We start from the raw sequence: 15,728 nt of genomic DNA on the forward strand, positions 1-15,728 counted from the left end.
CCCTGCCCTCACGGTGAAATGGCCAGGGTGGATTGCGGACTGTCGCAGTCCCACGCCATAGAGTAGGCCTGACTTTCCACTGACCAAGGGGATCCGGGTGATACAGACCTTCGCGACGCAGCCTTTCGACGACCAGAAGCCGGGCACGTCCGGCCTGCGCAAGAAGGTGCGGGTCTTCCAGCAGCCCCATTATGCCGAAAATTTCGTCCAGTCGGTCTTCGACAGCCTTGAAGGGTTCGAGGACCAGACGCTGGTGGTCGGCGGCGATGGCCGCTACCTCAATCGGGAGGTTATCCAGACCGTTTTGAAGATGGCGGCGGCCAATGGTTTCGGCCGTGTTCTGGTGGGGCGGGGCGGAATTCTCTCCACTCCGGCGGCCTCGCATCTGATCCGGTCGTCGGGGGCCTTTGGCGGACTGGTTCTGTCCGCCAGCCACAATCCGGGCGGGCCGGACGAGGATTTCGGGATCAAATATAATGTCTCGAACGGCGGCCCGGCGCCGGAGAAGGTGACCGACGCCATTCATGCGCGGACCCTGGCCATCGACAGCTATCGCTTTTTCGAGGCGAACGATGTCGACATCGACACGCTGGGCAGCACGACCCTGGGCGACATGACCGTCGAGGTGGTCGATCCGGTCGCGGGCTATGCCGAACTGATGGAGAAGCTGTTCGACTTTACCGCGATCCGGGCGATGATCGCGGACGGCTTCAGCCTTTCCTTCGATTCGATGAGCGCGGTGACGGGCCCCTATGCCGTCGAGATTTTCGAAAAGCGGCTGGGCGCGCCTGCGGGAACCGTGCGCAACGCCACCCCGCTGACCGACTTCGGCCATCATCATCCCGATCCCAATCTGGTTCACGCCAGGGAGCTGTACGACCGGATGATGGCGCCGGACGCGCCGGATTTCGGCGCCGCTTCGGATGGCGATGGCGACCGCAACCTGATCATCGGGCGACATTGTTACGTCACCCCTTCGGATTCGCTCGCCGTGCTGGCGGCCAATGCGCATCTGGCGCCGGGCTATGCGGCGGGCCTCAAGGGCATTGCGCGCTCGATGCCGACCAGCGGCGCGGCCGATCGCGTCGCGGAAAAGCTGGGCATTCCACTCTATGAAACGCCGACGGGATGGAAATTCTTCGGCAATCTGCTGGATGCCGGCATGGCAACCATCTGCGGGGAGGAAAGCGCCGGCACCGGGTCCGACCATGTGCGGGAAAAGGACGGCATCTGGGCGGTGCTGCTGTGGCTCAACATCCTGGCCGTCCGGCGGCAAAGCGTGGCGCAGATCATGGCCGAACATTGGGCGACCTATGGCCGCAACTATTATGCGCGGCATGATTATGAAGCGATTGCCAAGGACAGGGCCGATGCGCTGATGGCGGCGTTGCGGGACCGACTGGAGGCGCTGCCGGGCACGACAAACAGCGGCGGCACGGTGCAGAGCGCCGACGATTTCGCCTATAGCGATCCGACCGACCAATCCGTCAGCCGCAACCAGGGCGTGCGCGTGCTGTTCGAGGATGGTTCACGGGTGGTGTTCCGGCTTTCGGGGACGGGTACGGAGGGCGCGACCCTGCGCGTCTATATCGAGCGCTATGTGGGCGCGGATGGCGATCTGGCGCTGGAGACGAGCGAGGCGCTCGCACCGCTGGTGAAGGCGGCGCAGGAAATTGCGGACATTTCGGGCTTTACCGGGATGGAACGGCCGAGCGTGATTACCTGAGGACAGTCGCCAAAGCTTACCATGGGGAAATGGACCGGAAATGAGGGCACGCTAAAGGGCGGGCAATCGACCGACGCTCTTCGTGCTTCTGCGAAGGCAGTAGCCCAGTCCGGCCATTTGGAAGACGAATAAACGTCTGAACTGGGCTCCTGCCTCCACAGGAGCAGCATCATCAAGAGCGGCGCTTTTGTTTGCGAGGACGTGATGCGTCGCCTGTTGCCTGCCCTCTCCTGCGCGCTGATCGCCATGGCCGCCCCTGCCCAGGCCCGGACGGCGGAAGATGAGCAATTCTGGCTGAACCTCACCGCCATGGGCCCGATCTCCGGCGATCTCGTCTATTTCGCGGAGATTCAGCCACGCTTCGGGGATGGCGTTTCAGGGGTCGACCAGACCATCCTGCGCGGTGGCCTGGGCTGGAAACTGTCCCCCAGCGTGACCGTCTATCAGGGCTATGCCCATGTCGTGCTGCCGGTCGACAATGGGCGCGACGTGAATGAGGAGCGAAGCTTCCAGCAGGTCAACTGGACCATCGGCAAGCCCTGGGGCGGCGAGCTTTCGTCGCGGACCCGGCTGGAGCAGCGCTGGCGTTCCGACGGCGACGACATGGGCTGGCGACTGCGGGAGATGCTGCGCTACGAAAAGCCGCTGGGCAGCAAGGCGGTGAGCGCTCTCGTCTATGGCGAGGGCTTCGTGGCGCTCAACAGCACCGACTGGGGCGCGAAGGGCGGGTTCGATCAGTTGCGCAGCTTCATCGGGGCCGAGATCGCGCTGGGCGGCGCATCGACGGCCGAGATCGGCTATCTCAACCAGTGGATCGACCGGCGCGGCGGCAATGCGCGCGTGAACCATGTCGCTTCCGTCACGCTCTTCTTCCGTCATTGAGGCCGCACGGACTCTGGCCAAGCCGCCGGGAAAGCGCTATCGGCGCGGCCATCGGATTTGACGTGAAGGCAGTATCATGGGTTTTCGTTGCGGTATCGTCGGGCTTCCCAATGTGGGCAAGTCCACCCTGTTCAATGCGCTGACGGAGACGCAGGCGGCGCAGGCGGCGAACTATCCCTTCTGCACGATCGAGCCCAATGTCGGGCAGGTCGCCGTGCCCGACCAGCGCCTGCAGACGATCGCGAAGATCGGCGGTTCGGCCAAGATCATCGAGACGCAGCTTGCCTTCGTCGACATTGCAGGGCTGGTGCGCGGCGCGTCCAAGGGCGAAGGCCTGGGCAACCAGTTCCTGGCGAACATCCGCGAGGTGGACGCCATCGTCCATGTGCTGCGCTGCTTCGAGGATGACGACATCACCCATGTCGAGGGCAAGGTGGACCCCATTGCCGACGCCGAGACGGTCGAGACCGAGTTGATGCTGGCGGACCTCGAATCCCTTGAAAAGCGCGTGCCGAACTTCGCCAAGAAGGCGGCGCAGGGCGACAAGGAGGCGAAGGCCGCGGCGTCCGTGCTGGGCAAGGCGCTGGACCTGCTGCGCGAGGGCAAGCCGGCGCGGCTGACCCGGCCGGGCGACGATGAGGAGGAACGCATCTTCCGCCAGGCGCAACTGCTGACGGCCAAGCCTGTGCTCTACGTCTGCAATGTCGAGGAAGAAAGCGCGGCACAAGGCAACGCCCATTCGGCCCGCGTGTTCGAAAAGGCGGCGGCGGAAGGTGCGAAGGCAGTGATCGTCTCAGCCGCGATCGAAGCCGAACTCATCACCATGCCGGTCGAGGAGCGGGCTGAATATCTGGAGGCTCTGGGGCTGGAGGAAGCCGGCCTCGCCCGCATCATCCGCGCCGGTTATGAACTGCTTGGCCTCATCACCTTCTTCACCGTTGGACCGAAGGAGGCGCGCGCCTGGACAGTGGCCAAGGGATCGAAGGCGCCCCAGGCGGCAGGGGCGATCCATACCGATTTCGAAAAGGGCTTCATCCGGGCGGAAACCATGGCCTATGCGGATTACGTCCAGTATAATGGCGAGGCCGGGGCCAAGGAAGCGGGCAAGTGGCGTTCCGAAGGCAAGGAATATGTGACGCAGGATGGCGACATCATGCTGTTCCGGTTCAACGTCTGAGGGCCGATGCTGCGTCCGGGACAGATGGCTGCGCGACGCAAGGCGGCCTTTCCCCCCAGCGTAGACGAAGCGACGCGGCTGCTGATCCTGGGCAGCCTGCCGGGTGACGTATCGATCAGGCAGGGCGAATATTATGCGCATCGGGGCAACGCCTTCTGGGCGCTGATGGGCGATGTGCTGGGCGAGGATCTGCGCGGCCAGCCCTATGCGATGCGGTTGAAGCGGCTGAAGGCAAGGGCAGTGGGCCTTTGGGACGTGATCGAAAGCGCCGATCGGGAGGGCAGCCTGGACAGCGCGATCCGGGGCGCGGAGTTGCGCGACCTGTCGGCCTTCGTGGATCGGCTTCCCGCGCTGGAGGCTGTGGCCTTCAACGGCAAGACCGCCGCGCTGCATGGGCGGCGCCAGATCGGGGCGCGGCCGGGACTGGCTCTGATCGACCTCCCCTCCTCCAGCGGCGCTTTCGCCAGCATGTCGCGGGAGGCGAAGCGGAACGCCTGGATGGCGATGATGCCCTATGTGAGCGGGGCATAGGGCGCTCGTCACTTTACCGTCATGGTCCTTCTGCTAAGGCAGGGGCATGTTTTTCCGCCGCTTTTCCTTCGCCGGCCTTCTCCTTCTTCAGGTGCTCGGCGGCTGCGCGCGACCGGACGAGCGGCCGGTGTCCAGTTCCGCACCGGCCGAGCGGCGCGAACCGGTCACGATATTGATATCCATCGACGGCTTCCGCCCGGATTATCTGAAACGAGGCGTGACGCCGCATTTATCCGCGCTGGCCGCGAGCGGGGTCGAGGCAGCGATGCGCCCCTCCTTCCCCACCAAGACCTTCCCCAATCATTGGGCCATAGTGACCGGCCAGCGTCCCGACCGCAGCGGCATCGTCGCCAACAGGATGGAGGATACGGCGCGCCCCGGTGAGACCTTCACCATGGCGACCGACGATCCCTTCTGGTGGAACGGGGCCGAGCCGATCTGGGTGACGGCGGAGAAGGCCGGCGTACGGACGGGGACATTGTTCTGGCCCGGGTCCAACGTGGCCTGGGGCGGGACGGAAGCGGCGGAGTGGCCGCACAGGATCAGCGGCGGCACCCGGCCGGGCGACTGGGCACAGTTCAACCAGGAGATTTCGGGGACGCAGCGGGTGAACGGCGTGCTGGACCTGTTGCGGCGGCCGGCGGCGATCCGCCCGCGCTTCCTGACGCTCTATTTCGATGCGGTGGACACGGCGGGCCATGCAGCCGGACCGGAAGCGGCCGAGACGACGCAGGCGGCGGCGGAGATCGATGGCGAGATCGGCATGCTGGTCGACGGGTTGGAGGCCATGGGCCAGCCGGCCAATCTCGTGATCCTGTCCGACCATGGCATGGCGCAGAAATCGAGCGAGCGGGTGGTCGCGCTGGACAAGGTGGCGGACCCGGCTGACTACCGCATCGTCGAAAGCGGACCTTATGCCAGCCTGGCTGCGCAACCGGGGCATGAAGCGGCGCTGGAGACGGACCTGCTGAAGCCCCATGCGCATATGCAATGCTGGCGGAAAAGCGCGATCCCAGCGCGTTTCCATTATGGCGCGCATCCGCGCATCCCGCCTTATTTCTGCCTTGCCGAAACCGGCTGGATGATACAGCCGAGCGGTCCCGTCAAACCGTTCGTCGGCGGCGATCATGGCTGGGACAATCAGGCGCCGGAAATGCAGGCCCTGTTCATCGCCAATGGCCCGGCTTTCGACAGAGGGTTCACGCCACCTTCGGGTTTCGACAATGTCGACATCTATCCGCTGCTCGCAACGCTGCTGGGAATCGCGCCCCGCCCGGGCGACGGCAATTCCGCCACATTGGCAGGTCTTGTCAGGCATTGACGTTCGCGTAAACGGAAACTACTCCTTCACCCGTTGCGGAAGGAAACGGGTATGAGCGAGATCGTCTATTTCGAAGATGTGCAGGTAGGTGACAGGAACGAATTCGGTCCGCTCACCATCAGCCGGGAGGAGATCGTCGCCTTTGCCAGCGAATTCGACCCTCAGCCCTTCCATCTGTCCGACGAGGCCGCGGCGGGCACGCATTTCGGCAGCCTGGCCTCCAGCGGGTGGCATACCACGGCTCTGTCGATGAAGATGATGGTGGCGGAATGGCAGCGCAATCCGGGCATTCAGGCCGCCAGCCTGGGTGCGATGGGCGTGGATGAACTGCGCTGGTTGCAGCCGGTTCGTCCGGGCGACACGCTGCGCGGCGTTTCCGAGGTGATAGAGGTCAAGGCGTCGCGCAGCCGCCCCGAAATGGGGATCGTGAAGACCCACATCACGCTCTTCAACCAACGCGACGAACCGGTGCTGTCGATGAAGCCCATCGCCATGTTCCGGACGCGCCCGGCTTGAGTCAACGGGGCTGGTTGGCGCGGGCGTCGGCGGCCATGATGCGGATCGAAGGCTTTAAGGCGCTGGCGATCTGGATGGTGTGAAGGCCCGGCGACAGGTCGAACCACAGGATCTTGCGGATGCCGGAACAGGACGGCCCATGCTCATGGGCGACGGAGGTCAGCGCGGTCGTGCCGGTGGCGGCGTCCACCCAGGCGCCTTCCGACAGAGCGATGCCGATGCGCGCCGTATCCTTCACGGCCAGGGTGAAGAGGCCCGCATGGCTTTTCGGAAGGGACTTGCCGGGCGGGACGATGAACTGAACCTGCGGACCGGGTCGCAACTCTGCGACGACAGGCTTGCCCAGGATGATGCGCGGCGCGGTGGATGCCGTCGCGCCCGCGGTCACGGTGCCGCTCTGGGTCCAGCTTGTCCAGGGTTCGGGCAGGGATGGCGCACCGGCGCAGGGATCAGCCGCGGCTTGGGCGTGTAGCGGGGCGAGGGCAAGAAGGAGGAGAAGCCGCTTCATCGGTGCTTCCTTCACAGGCGATGGGATGGCGTCCGGACCGGATTTATCGCGCGCACGCATTGCGCTGAATGGTCGATCCCCGTCATCCTATTTCCTCCCGAACAGCTTTTCTATGTCGCCATGGCCCAGCTTCACCCAGGTCGGGCGGCCATGATTGCATTGGCCGCTGCGGGGGGTGATCTCCATCTCGCGGAGCAGGGCGTTCATCTCCGTGACGCTCAGCACCCGCCCGGCGCGGACGGAGCCATGACACGCCATGGTGGCAGCTACCAGATCCAGCCGTTCCTTCAGGGAGAGCGCACTGTCATAGGCGGCGAGATCGTCGGCCAGATCGGACACCAGTCCCTGCACATCTCCCTGCCCCAGCATCGCGGGCGTTGCGCGCACCAGCATGGCGGCGGGACCGAAGCGCTCCAGTTCCAGCCCGAATTCCTTCAGTTCCTCGATCCGCGCCTCCAGCCGGTCGCAGGCGGGCTCGTCCAGTTCGACCACTTCGGGCAGCAACAGCGTTTGGGCGGCGACGCCCTGCCCTTCCATGGCGCGGCGCATGCGTTCGAGGGTCAGCCGTTCGTGCGCGGCATGCTGGTCGACGATGACCAGCCCATCCTCTGCTTCCGCGACGATATAGGTGCGGGCGACCTGCCCACGGGCGACGCCCAGCGGGAAGCTGGTTCCTTCAGGCGCGGGTGCGGCGGCAGGTTCGGCGCGGGCCTGCGGCGGGGGCGTCAGGAAGCCGGGACGGCGCTCGGCCACAGAATAGGCCGGAACGGACGCGCCGGCGGCTTCGAATATCGGCATGGCGCCGATCGGCGTGGGGGAAACCGGTTCGGGCTTCCACGCCGAAAGGCCGGCGGGGTCGGCATGCTGGACAGCGCGGAAACCCTCCGCATCCAGCGCGCGGCGCAGACCGGAGACGATCATGCCCCGGATCAGCGCCGGATCGCGAAAGCGGACCTCCGTCTTGGCGGGATGGACGTTGACATCCACCTCCAGCGGCGGAACGTCAAGGAACAGCGCCACCACCGGATGCCGATCCCGCGCCAGCATGTCGGCATAGGCGCCCCTCACCGCCCCGACCAGCAGCCGGTCGCGCACCGGACGGCCGTTCACGAACAGGAACTGATGATCGCCCACCCCCCGATTATAGGTCGGCAGCGAGGCCACGCCAGACAGGCGCACCCCCTCTCTTTCCAGCGCCACGATGACATGATTGTCGGCCAGCGCCCGGTCGGTGAGCGCGGCGACGCGATCCTCCCGCGCCTCCCCCGCCTGCACGCCCAGCACGCGCCGACCGTCATGCTCCATGCTGAAGGCCACGGACGGATGCGCCATGGCAAGGCGACGGATGACATCGAGGCAGGCGGCATATTCCGCCTTGGCGGAGCGCAGGAACTTGCGACGGGCGGGGACGCGGGCGAAAAGCTGTTCGACCGTGACGCGCGTGCCGGGGGGCAGCGCGGCGGGGCCTTCGCTCACCACCACGCCATTGTCGACTGTTCGGTTCCAACCGTCCTGCCCCTGCGGCCGGCTGTCGATGGAAAGACGCGCGACGCTGGCGATGGAGGGCAGCGCTTCGCCCCGGAAACCCAGCGTCGCGACATTTTCGATGGCGTCGTCGGGCAGTTTGGACGTGGCGTGGCGTTCCAGCGCCAGCGCCATATCATCCCGGGTCATGCCGCAGCCGTCGTCGCTCACCTCCATCCGGTCGAGCCCGCCATTGGAGATGCGGATGGCGATCCGGAGAGATCCGGCATCCAGCGCATTTTCCACGATTTCCTTGAGCGCGCTGGCGGGCCTTTCGACCACTTCGCCCGCGGCGATGCGATTGACCAGATGTTCGGGCAGACGGCGTATTGACATTGATTAGTGACTAGCCCAAGCGAGCGCTTTCCGCGAGACACAAGCCTTATAAAAATTGACATCCAGGGGGCGGGTGGAACGTGGGGCGAACTTTCCGACTGTCCCGGTTCGCTTCGCCGGGGCATGCGGGCTGAACAGGAACAGGCATGTCGATCTTCTCGCGTCTCTTCAAACTCTCCTCCCAGGACATGGCCATCGACCTCGGCACGGCCAACACCGTGGTCTATGTGCGGGGGCGCGGCATCGTGCTCAACGAACCGTCCGTGGTGGCGGTCGAGACGCTGAACGGCGTGAAGCGGGTGAAGGCGGTCGGCGACGACGCCAAGCTGATGATGGGCAAGACCCCCGATTCGATCGAGGCGATCCGTCCGCTGCGGGACGGCGTGATCGCGGACATCGACGTGGCGGAGCAGATGATCAAGCATTTCATCACCAAGGTGCACGGCGGCAAGTCGCGGCCGTGGCGCTTCCCGGAGATCGTGATCTGCGTGCCTTCGGGTTCGACCAGCGTCGAGCGCCGCGCGATTCGCGATGCGGCGAGCAATGCCGGCGCATCCCAGGTCTTCCTGATCGAGGAACCCATGGCGGCCGCCATCGGCGCCGACATGCCGGTGACGGAGCCCATCGGTTCGATGGTGGTCGACATCGGCGGCGGCACGACCGAGGTCGCGGTGCTGTCGCTGCGCGGTCTGGCCTACACCACTTCGGTTCGCGTCGGCGGCGACAAGATGGACGAGGCGATCGTCTCCTTCGTGCGCCGTCATCATAATCTGCTCATCGGTGAAGCGACCGCCGAGCGGATCAAGAAGCAGTTCGGCGTCGCCCAACCGCCCGAAGACGGCGTGGGCGAGACGATCCATATCAAGGGCCGCGACCTGGTGAACGGGGTTCCCAAGGAAATCTCGATCAACCAGGGCCAGATTGCCGACGCGCTGGCGGAGCCGATCAGCACCATTGTCGAGGGCGTGCGCATCGCGCTGGAGAATACCGCGCCGGAACTGGCGGCGGACATTGTCGACCAGGGCATCGTTCTGACCGGCGGCGGCGCGCTGCTCAAGGGGCTGGACGACGAGCTGCGCGACGAGACCGGCCTGCCCGTCACCATCGCTGAAGATCCGTTGACCTGCGTTGCGATCGGCACCGGCCGCGCAATGGAGGATCCGATCTTCCGGGGCGTGCTGCAAACCGCTTAAGGGGACAAGATGGCGCGGCCACCCAGCCGACGCCCCGGGCATAACCGGAAGGCGCAATATAGCCTCTTCGCCAGCTATGTCGTGGCGATGACGGGCGCCGCCGTGGGCCTGCTTCTGGTGGTCGTCGCCATTTTCGATCCCACCGGCTTCGCCGCGATCCGCATCGCGACGGCGGAGATTACGCGCCCCGCGTCGGTGACGCTCAAGAATATGGTGAGCGGCGTCGCCTCCATCGACGAAGTGCTGGCGAGCTACTGGCGTGCCGGTTCCCAGAACGTCGCGCTGCGGCGGCAGGTGGAGGCCGACCGCAACCGCATCATAGAGGCGAAGGCGGTGGCGCAGGAAAATCTGCGCCTCAAGAAGCTGCTGAAGCTGGTCGAGGATGACGGCAGCGAATTGCTGACCGCGCGGCTGATCGCGTCCTCCTCCACCAGCACGCGTCGGCTGGCGCGACTGAACGCGGGACGCTGGCAGGGCGTGCGCCCGGGCATGCCGGTGCGCGCGCCGGAAGGGCTGATCGGGCGCATCCATACCACCACGCCCAACACGGCCGAAGTGCTGCTGCTGACCGACACCAGCAATATCGTGCCGGTGCGGCGGGCCAATGACAGCGTACCCGCGATTTCGACGGGACTTGGCGACGGCACGCTGGAGGTCCGCGCGCTGGCGGCCGGGCGTAATCCGTTCAAGCCGGGCGACCTGCTCGTCACCTCCGGCGTCGGCGGGGTCTATCAACCCAATATTCCCGTGGCGGTGATCGTGCGCATCGCGGGCGAGATCGCCTATGGCGTGCCGCTCGCCAACCCCTCCAGAGTGGATGCGGTTGTGGTGGAGCGCTCCTTCGAGGAGGCTGTGACCCGGCCGGAGGGCAATGGCCCGCCGGCTCCTGTCGAACCGGGCGCCGCGCAGAATTCGGTCACGCCATGATCGATCCCCATTTGCAGCATGTGCCGCGCCTTGGCCGTCATCCTTCGCGATTTCGGCTGGCGGGAACCCCGGTCATCACGGTGATGCTGGGATCTCTGGTGACGACGCTGCCGGTGATCGCGCAATCGCCGGTCATGCCGCCCTTCGGCCTGTTGCTGCTTCTGTCCTGGCGGCTGCTGCGCCCCGAATTATGGCGCACCTGGATCGGCGTGCCGCTCGGCCTGTTCGACGACATCGCCAGCGGCCAACCCATCGGATCGGCCATGTGCCTGTGGACCGTCACGCTGATCGGCATAGACGCCATCGAACATCGCATGGTCTGGCGCAGCTATCGGCAGGACTGGTTAATCGCCTCCTTCGCGATTATCTTCTGCATCGCCGGCGGCGTTTTCTTCGCGCGGATCACCGGCGGAGGAGACATCAAGCTGCTGTTGGTCGCGCCGCAAATTCTCTGGACGGTCCTGCTCTTTCCCTTTGTCGTCCGGCAATGCGCCCGGATCGACCGTTGGCGCGTGATGGCATGAAGCTGCCCCTGCTCAAGAAGAAGACCGTCACCGAAGCCTCCCTGTCCTTCACCTTCACGCGCCGGGCGATGGTGGTGGGGGGCCTGCAAGGGGCGATCGGGGCGCTGCTGGTCGGGCGCATGGGCTGGATCAGCGTCGCCGAGAATGAGAAATATAATCTGCTGTCGGAAAGCAATCGCGTCAACCTGACGCTGATTCCGCCGCGGCGCGGGTGGATCATCGACCGCAACGGACGGCCGCTGGCGAACAATCGCACGGACTTCCGCGTCGACCTGATCCCGGAGCGGGCGACGGACGCGGAGAACACCATCCGCAGCCTCGCCCATCTGCTGGCGCTCAGCGATGACGAAGTGGATCGGATCAAGGAGGAACTGGACAAGTCGGCAGGTTTCCGCCCGGTGCAGGTGGCGGAAAAGTTGACCTACGATCAGTTCGCGGCGGTCAGCGTCCGGCTGCCCGACCTGCCGGGCGTGGCCCCGAGCCAGGGCTTTTCCCGCAATTATCCGGCAGGTGCGACCGTCGGGCACCTGCTCGGCTATGTCGGCGCAGCTTCGGCCAAGGACTATGAGGAGCGCAAGGACCCGCTGCTGATCACGCCCGGCTTCAAGGTCGGCAAGGATGGGCTGGAGCGGTCTTTCGACAAGGAACTGACGGGCAAGCCCGGCGCGAAACGGGTGGAGGTGACGGCGCGGGGCAAGATCGTGCGGGAACTCACCACCCGGCCCGACACGCCGGGCAACGCGATCAAGCTGACCATCGACGCGGGCCTCCAGGAATATGCCGGGCGGCGGCTGGCGACGCAGAGCGGGTCGGTGGTGGTGATCGACTGCCATAATGGCGACGTGTTGGCCATGGCGTCCATGCCTAGTTTCGATCCGAACAGCTTTTCCGATGGCATCAGCCATCTGGAATGGGACATGCTGTCGAAGGACGACCATGTCCCGTTGCGCAACAAGACGTTGCAGGGGCTGTACCCGCCGGGATCGACGGTGAAGCCGATGGTGGCGCTCGCGCTGCTGGAGGCGGGAGTTTCACCCATGGAGACGGTGAACTGCGCGGGTGCGATCCGGGTCGGCAACACGCTGTTCCACTGCCATAAACGGCGGGGCCATGGCGGGCTCAACATGCGGGGCGCCATCGCCCAAAGCTGCGACATCTACTTCTACCAGATGGCGCAGCGGATCGGCATGGACCGGATCGCCAGCATGGCGCGGCGCGTGGGCATGGGGCAGAAATTCGCCCTTCCCTTCCCCAGCCAGAGTTTCGGCACCGTTCCCGATCCGGCGTGGAAGCTCAAGAAATACAACCAGAAATGGCAGGTCTACGACACGGTCAACGCGACCATCGGCCAGGGCTATATGCTCATCAACCCGTTGCAGATGGCTGTAATGGCGGCGCGGCTGGCGACGGGCCGGCAGTTGATGCCCAACTTCATCTTCGGCGCGCAGCGGCCCACGCCTGCGTCCGTGGGGGTGAATGAGGAGCATCTGGTGACCATCCGCGACGCGATGAGCGCGGTGGTGAACGGCGGCGGCACGGGCGGCGCGGCCCGCATCCCGCTGCCCGGCGTGATGATGGCCGGCAAGACCGGCACGGCGCAGGTCCGCCGTATCACCATGGCCGAACGCGGGGGCGGCGTGCGCAGCAACGCATCGCTGCCGTTCAAGCTGCGCGACCATGCGCTGTTCCAGGGCTTCGCGCCGTTCGACAATCCCCGCTATGCCATTGCCTGCATCATCGAGCATGGCGGCCACGTCAACCGCATCGAGGACGCGCCCATGATCGCGGCGGACACCATGACTTTCCTGTTCGACCAGGCGAAGGCGATCGAGAAGCTGGAGACCATCGAAAAGGACTGGGGCGGTCCGCCGGCCGAACGGCTGGCGCGGCAGATGGCGGCCTACAGGCTGGCGAAGGCGATCGAGAAGGGCGAGGCGCCTCTTCCCGAAGCGGCCAATGCGATGAACGCATCCGCCGGCAATGGCGCGACCGCGACCGCCGCCCCGCCTCCGGCACCGGCTGCCGAAGCGGACGACGCCCCGCCCCCGGCGGACAGCGCGCCATGAGCATCGTTCCCGAACCCCTGACCGAATTCCCCTGGCGCGTGCTGGGCATATTGCTCGCCATCGCCGGGTTCGGGACCTTGGTGCTCTACAGCGCCGCCGGCGGCAGCATCACCCCCTGGGCGATCAACCAGGGCGTTCGCTTCGTAATCTTTTCGGGCATGGCGCTGGTGCTGAGCCGGATACCGCTGGAGACCTTCGCGCGCCTTGCCTTCCCGGCCTATGGCGTCGTGCTGACCGCTCTGTTCCTGGTCGAACTGATCGGCGGGGTGGCGGGTGGCAGCCAGCGATGGATCAACCTGGGCTTCATGCAGTTGCAGCCTTCCGAGTTCATGAAGCCGGTGATCGTGCTGGCGGTCGCGCGCTTCTACGCGCTGCTTCCGGTGGGGGAGATCAGGCGCTGGAACGCGATCTGGCCGGCGCTGGTGCTGATCGGCATTCCCTGGGCGCTGGTGCTGGTGCAGCCCGACCTCGGCACCGCGACCATGATCGCCGCGGGCGGGGTGACGGTGATGTTCCTCGCCGGTCTGCCGCTGCGGCTGTTCGTGGGATCGGGACTGACGCTGGCCGCCATCGTGCCCATCGCCTTCAGCTTCCTGCACGATTATCAGAAGAACCGCGTCCTCATCTTCCTGGACCCGGAAAGCGATCCGCTGGGCGCCGGCTATCATATCAGCCAATCGAAGATCGCCATCGGGTCCGGAGGCATTTTCGGCAAGGGATTCCTCAAGGGGACGCAGAGCCATCTGGACTATCTGCCGGAGGGGCATACCGATTTCGTCTTCGCCACCATGGCGGAGGAATGGGGGCTGATGGGCGGCGTGCTGCTGATCGGGGCCTTCATGCTGCTGTTCCGCTGGGGCATCGGCGTGTCTCTCCGCGCGCAGGACAAATATGCGCGGCTGGTGGCGGCGGGGCTGACCACGACGATCTTCTTCTATGTCGCGATCAACCTGATGATGGTCATGGGACTGGCGCCGGTGGTCGGCATTCCCCTGCCCTTCATGTCCTATGGCGGGTCGTCCATGCTGACGGTCATGCTGTGCGTCGGAATCATCATGGCCATTGAGCGTTCGGGCCGGCGGCGCAGCAGGCCGGGAAACTGGGGATGAAACAGGCCTGAGCGCAAAAATTTGCCGGCAGACGCGATTTCCTGTTTGCAAAGTCCGATGCGGCTGCTAACAGCCCGCCCACGCCAAAGCGACGGCCCATCCGGGACTAGCCGAAAGCGGATGTGGACGCATAGCTCAGTTGGTAGAGCAGCTGACTCTTAATCAGCGGGTCCTAGGTTCGAGCCCTAGTGCGTCCACCAAATTCCTGGCGATCGAGGCGCAAGCCGAAAGCGGGCGTGGACGCATAGCTCAGTTGGTAGAGCAGCTGACTCTTAATCAGCGGGTCCTAGGTTCGAGCCCTAGTGCGTCCACCAAAAAACTGCGTCCACCAGATCCTCCCCACCCTTGATGCATCGCCGCACGGCTTCTCCCGTCGCCCTCAAGGTCAGACCGGCAGGGCGGTGGTGAACTTCGTCATGGACAGGGCGAAGTGCGACGCAGCACCGGCGACCGAGGGATGCCCCAAAAGGGTCATCATCAGGAAGCGATTGTAGTCCGCGACATCCGCGACCACGATGCGCATCAGATAGTCCCATTCCCCCGACATCGAAAAGCATTCGACGATTTCCGGGCGACCCTCGACAAACTGCTCGAAGGCGCGGCGGGCCTCCTGCGCGTGGCTTCGCATGCGGATGTTGCAAAGGACGTTGACGCCCCGCCCGACCCTTTCCGGATCGACCAGCCTGACCGTCCCGGCGAGGACGCCCGCAGCCTCCAGCGCCTTGATCCGACGCCAGCAGGAAGCGCTGGAAGCCCCGACCCGCTCCGCCAGCTCGGCATGGCTGAGCGTCGCATCCTCCTGCAGGGCTGCGATGATCTTTCGGTCGACGGCATCGATCTGTCGGTCCTGTTTCATGAGGAGCAGGATAATCGCCGCATCCCTTTCATCCAAGGGTCCAGTTGAACGATCCGACGCGGATGATTTTGCCGAAACGAAAAGCCTGAATCCGCTTTCCTTTTCGGCCAGCCGGGCTATTCTGTCGACAGGTCGCATCAGGGATGGTTGGGACTGCGGACATGATCGACCTTTCTCCCCAACCACAGGACAAGGGCAGCGGCGCAAAAGCCGCTCCTGCCGCGCCTCAGCATGATCCTGTGCAGACGAACAGCCGGGAGGATGGAAATCCCGCTTCATGGTGGCATGTTCCGCAAGAGCAGATGGAGGGCGCGATCCAGCGCCTGTCGCGCTGGGCAGGCCCCTTCGCGCTGCTCGCCACGCTGTTTTTGCTGGGGTGGTGGATAATAGGCTGATCCTGCTGGTGATTCGGATCGGGCGGCGTTCTGCGCGCCCCGGAAGCGCCGCATGGCAACGCTCGCCATTTCAGGTCGTCGCAAATCTGGGGCAGAGCATCTTCCAGGACAAACGGATCATCGGAAAAGCGGGTCCG

At 65.2% G+C, this 15,728-nt stretch carries 15 protein-coding genes and 2 tRNA genes; 14 read left to right on the forward strand and 3 right to left on the reverse strand.

The genetic code is table 11. The features are described 5' to 3' along the window. Positions 1-97 precede the first annotated feature (97 nt). The 6 genes from TZ53_RS19425 to TZ53_RS19450 all read left to right on the forward strand — a co-directional run bounded on the left by TZ53_RS19425 (position 98) and on the right by TZ53_RS19450 (position 6,153). Positions 98-1,726, forward strand: a complete 1,629-nt coding sequence (locus tag TZ53_RS19425) for an alpha-D-glucose phosphate-specific phosphoglucomutase (RefSeq protein WP_044662409.1) — start codon at positions 98-100, stop codon at positions 1,724-1,726. A gap of 204 nt (positions 1,727-1,930) precedes the next feature. Further along, complete coding sequence (locus TZ53_RS19430; protein ID WP_044662410.1) at positions 1,931-2,608, forward strand: DUF2490 domain-containing protein; 678 nt, start codon at positions 1,931-1,933, stop codon at positions 2,606-2,608. A gap of 76 nt (positions 2,609-2,684) precedes the next feature. Then, on the forward strand, positions 2,685-3,785 hold the full coding sequence (ychF, locus tag TZ53_RS19435) for a redox-regulated ATPase YchF (RefSeq protein WP_025550155.1): 1,101 nt from the start codon (positions 2,685-2,687) through the stop codon (positions 3,783-3,785). A 6-nt stretch (positions 3,786-3,791) separates the two neighbouring features. Beyond that, positions 3,792-4,316, forward strand: a complete 525-nt coding sequence (locus TZ53_RS19440) for a DNA-deoxyinosine glycosylase (protein ID WP_025550154.1) — start codon at positions 3,792-3,794, stop codon at positions 4,314-4,316. Positions 4,317-4,362: 46 nt separating this feature from the next. Beyond that, the gene (locus TZ53_RS19445) at positions 4,363-5,637 is read left to right on the forward strand and encodes an alkaline phosphatase family protein (protein WP_044662411.1); all 1,275 of its coding nucleotides are present in this window, start codon (positions 4,363-4,365) and stop codon (positions 5,635-5,637) included. Positions 5,638-5,688: 51 nt separating this feature from the next. Beyond that, positions 5,689-6,153 carry a MaoC family dehydratase gene (locus TZ53_RS19450; protein WP_044662412.1) on the forward strand — a complete coding sequence of 155 codons (465 nt, stop codon included), beginning with the start codon at positions 5,689-5,691 and terminating at the stop codon, positions 6,151-6,153. A 1-nt stretch (position 6,154) separates the two neighbouring features. Here the strand turns inward: TZ53_RS19450 and TZ53_RS19455 are convergent, their stop codons facing one another. After that, the gene (locus TZ53_RS19455) at positions 6,155-6,661 is read right to left on the reverse strand and encodes a hypothetical protein (RefSeq protein ID WP_044662413.1); all 507 of its coding nucleotides are present in this window, start codon (positions 6,659-6,661) and stop codon (positions 6,155-6,157) included. Between the two features lie 87 nt (positions 6,662-6,748). Continuing rightward, the gene (mutL, locus tag TZ53_RS19460; protein ID WP_044662414.1) at positions 6,749-8,521 is read right to left on the reverse strand and encodes a DNA mismatch repair endonuclease MutL; all 1,773 of its coding nucleotides are present in this window, start codon (positions 8,519-8,521) and stop codon (positions 6,749-6,751) included. Positions 8,522-8,667: 146 nt separating this feature from the next. On the opposite strand from mutL, the gene TZ53_RS19465 reads away from it, so the two are divergent. The 7 genes from TZ53_RS19465 to TZ53_RS19495 all read left to right on the forward strand — a co-directional run bounded on the left by TZ53_RS19465 (position 8,668) and on the right by TZ53_RS19495 (position 14,654). Continuing rightward, positions 8,668-9,714 (forward strand): rod shape-determining protein, encoded by a 1,047-nt coding sequence (locus TZ53_RS19465; RefSeq protein WP_007685698.1) that lies wholly within the window; start codon positions 8,668-8,670, stop codon positions 9,712-9,714. A 9-nt stretch (positions 9,715-9,723) separates the two neighbouring features. Further along, positions 9,724-10,641 (forward strand): rod shape-determining protein MreC, encoded by a 918-nt coding sequence (gene mreC, locus TZ53_RS19470; RefSeq protein WP_025550150.1) that lies wholly within the window; start codon positions 9,724-9,726, stop codon positions 10,639-10,641. Further along, a complete protein-coding gene (locus TZ53_RS19475) occupies positions 10,638-11,165 on the forward strand; it encodes a hypothetical protein (protein WP_025550149.1) in 528 nt (175 codons plus the stop codon). Before mreC ends, TZ53_RS19475 begins: the two co-directional genes overlap by 4 nt. Continuing rightward, positions 11,162-13,231 carry a penicillin-binding protein 2 gene (gene mrdA / locus TZ53_RS19480; RefSeq protein ID WP_044662415.1) on the forward strand — a complete coding sequence of 690 codons (2,070 nt, stop codon included), beginning with the start codon at positions 11,162-11,164 and terminating at the stop codon, positions 13,229-13,231. The genes TZ53_RS19475 and mrdA overlap by 4 nt, the downstream gene beginning before the upstream one ends. Then, positions 13,228-14,340, forward strand: a complete 1,113-nt coding sequence (rodA, locus tag TZ53_RS19485) for a rod shape-determining protein RodA (RefSeq protein WP_044662416.1) — start codon at positions 13,228-13,230, stop codon at positions 14,338-14,340. The genes mrdA and rodA overlap by 4 nt, the downstream gene beginning before the upstream one ends. 124 nt (positions 14,341-14,464) lie before the next feature. Continuing rightward, positions 14,465-14,540 (forward strand) — tRNA-Lys (locus TZ53_RS19490). A 38-nt stretch (positions 14,541-14,578) separates the two neighbouring features. Further along, positions 14,579-14,654 (forward strand) — tRNA-Lys (locus tag TZ53_RS19495). Between the two features lie 71 nt (positions 14,655-14,725). On the opposite strand, the gene TZ53_RS19500 is transcribed toward TZ53_RS19495, so the two are convergent. Further along, positions 14,726-15,196 (reverse strand): Lrp/AsnC family transcriptional regulator, encoded by a 471-nt coding sequence (locus tag TZ53_RS19500; protein ID WP_044663163.1) that lies wholly within the window; start codon positions 15,194-15,196, stop codon positions 14,726-14,728. 161 nt (positions 15,197-15,357) lie between these two features. On the opposite strand from TZ53_RS19500, the gene TZ53_RS19505 reads away from it, so the two are divergent. Beyond that, positions 15,358-15,591 carry a hypothetical protein gene (locus TZ53_RS19505; RefSeq protein ID WP_025548787.1) on the forward strand — a complete coding sequence of 78 codons (234 nt, stop codon included), beginning with the start codon at positions 15,358-15,360 and terminating at the stop codon, positions 15,589-15,591. Positions 15,592-15,728: the final 137 nt, after the last annotated feature.

It is taken from the genome of Sphingobium sp. YBL2 (assembly GCF_000943805.1).
In the GTDB taxonomy this organism is placed as follows: domain Bacteria; phylum Pseudomonadota; class Alphaproteobacteria; order Sphingomonadales; family Sphingomonadaceae; genus Sphingobium; species Sphingobium fuliginis.

Coding starts and splice junctions, on each gene's coding strand:
- TZ53_RS19430 (WP_044662410.1), top strand. CDS start 1,931: ATGCGTCGCCTGTTGCCTGCCCTCTCCTGCGCGCTGATCGCCATGGCC.
- ychF (WP_025550155.1), top strand. CDS start 2,685: ATGGGTTTTCGTTGCGGTATCGTCGGGCTTCCCAATGTGGGCAAGTCC.
- TZ53_RS19440 (WP_025550154.1), top strand. CDS start 3,792: ATGCTGCGTCCGGGACAGATGGCTGCGCGACGCAAGGCGGCCTTTCCC.
- TZ53_RS19445 (WP_044662411.1), top strand. CDS start 4,363: ATGTTTTTCCGCCGCTTTTCCTTCGCCGGCCTTCTCCTTCTTCAGGTG.
- TZ53_RS19450 (WP_044662412.1), top strand. CDS start 5,689: ATGAGCGAGATCGTCTATTTCGAAGATGTGCAGGTAGGTGACAGGAAC.
- TZ53_RS19455 (WP_044662413.1), bottom strand. CDS start 6,661: ATGAAGCGGCTTCTCCTCCTTCTTGCCCTCGCCCCGCTACACGCCCAA.
- mutL (WP_044662414.1), bottom strand. CDS start 8,521: ATGTCAATACGCCGTCTGCCCGAACATCTGGTCAATCGCATCGCCGCG.
- TZ53_RS19465 (WP_007685698.1), top strand. CDS start 8,668: ATGTCGATCTTCTCGCGTCTCTTCAAACTCTCCTCCCAGGACATGGCC.
- mreC (WP_025550150.1), top strand. CDS start 9,724: ATGGCGCGGCCACCCAGCCGACGCCCCGGGCATAACCGGAAGGCGCAA.
- TZ53_RS19475 (WP_025550149.1), top strand. CDS start 10,638: ATGATCGATCCCCATTTGCAGCATGTGCCGCGCCTTGGCCGTCATCCT.
- mrdA (WP_044662415.1), top strand. CDS start 11,162: ATGAAGCTGCCCCTGCTCAAGAAGAAGACCGTCACCGAAGCCTCCCTG.
- rodA (WP_044662416.1), top strand. CDS start 13,228: ATGAGCATCGTTCCCGAACCCCTGACCGAATTCCCCTGGCGCGTGCTG.
- TZ53_RS19500 (WP_044663163.1), bottom strand. CDS start 15,196: ATGAAACAGGACCGACAGATCGATGCCGTCGACCGAAAGATCATCGCA.
- TZ53_RS19505 (WP_025548787.1), top strand. CDS start 15,358: ATGATCGACCTTTCTCCCCAACCACAGGACAAGGGCAGCGGCGCAAAA.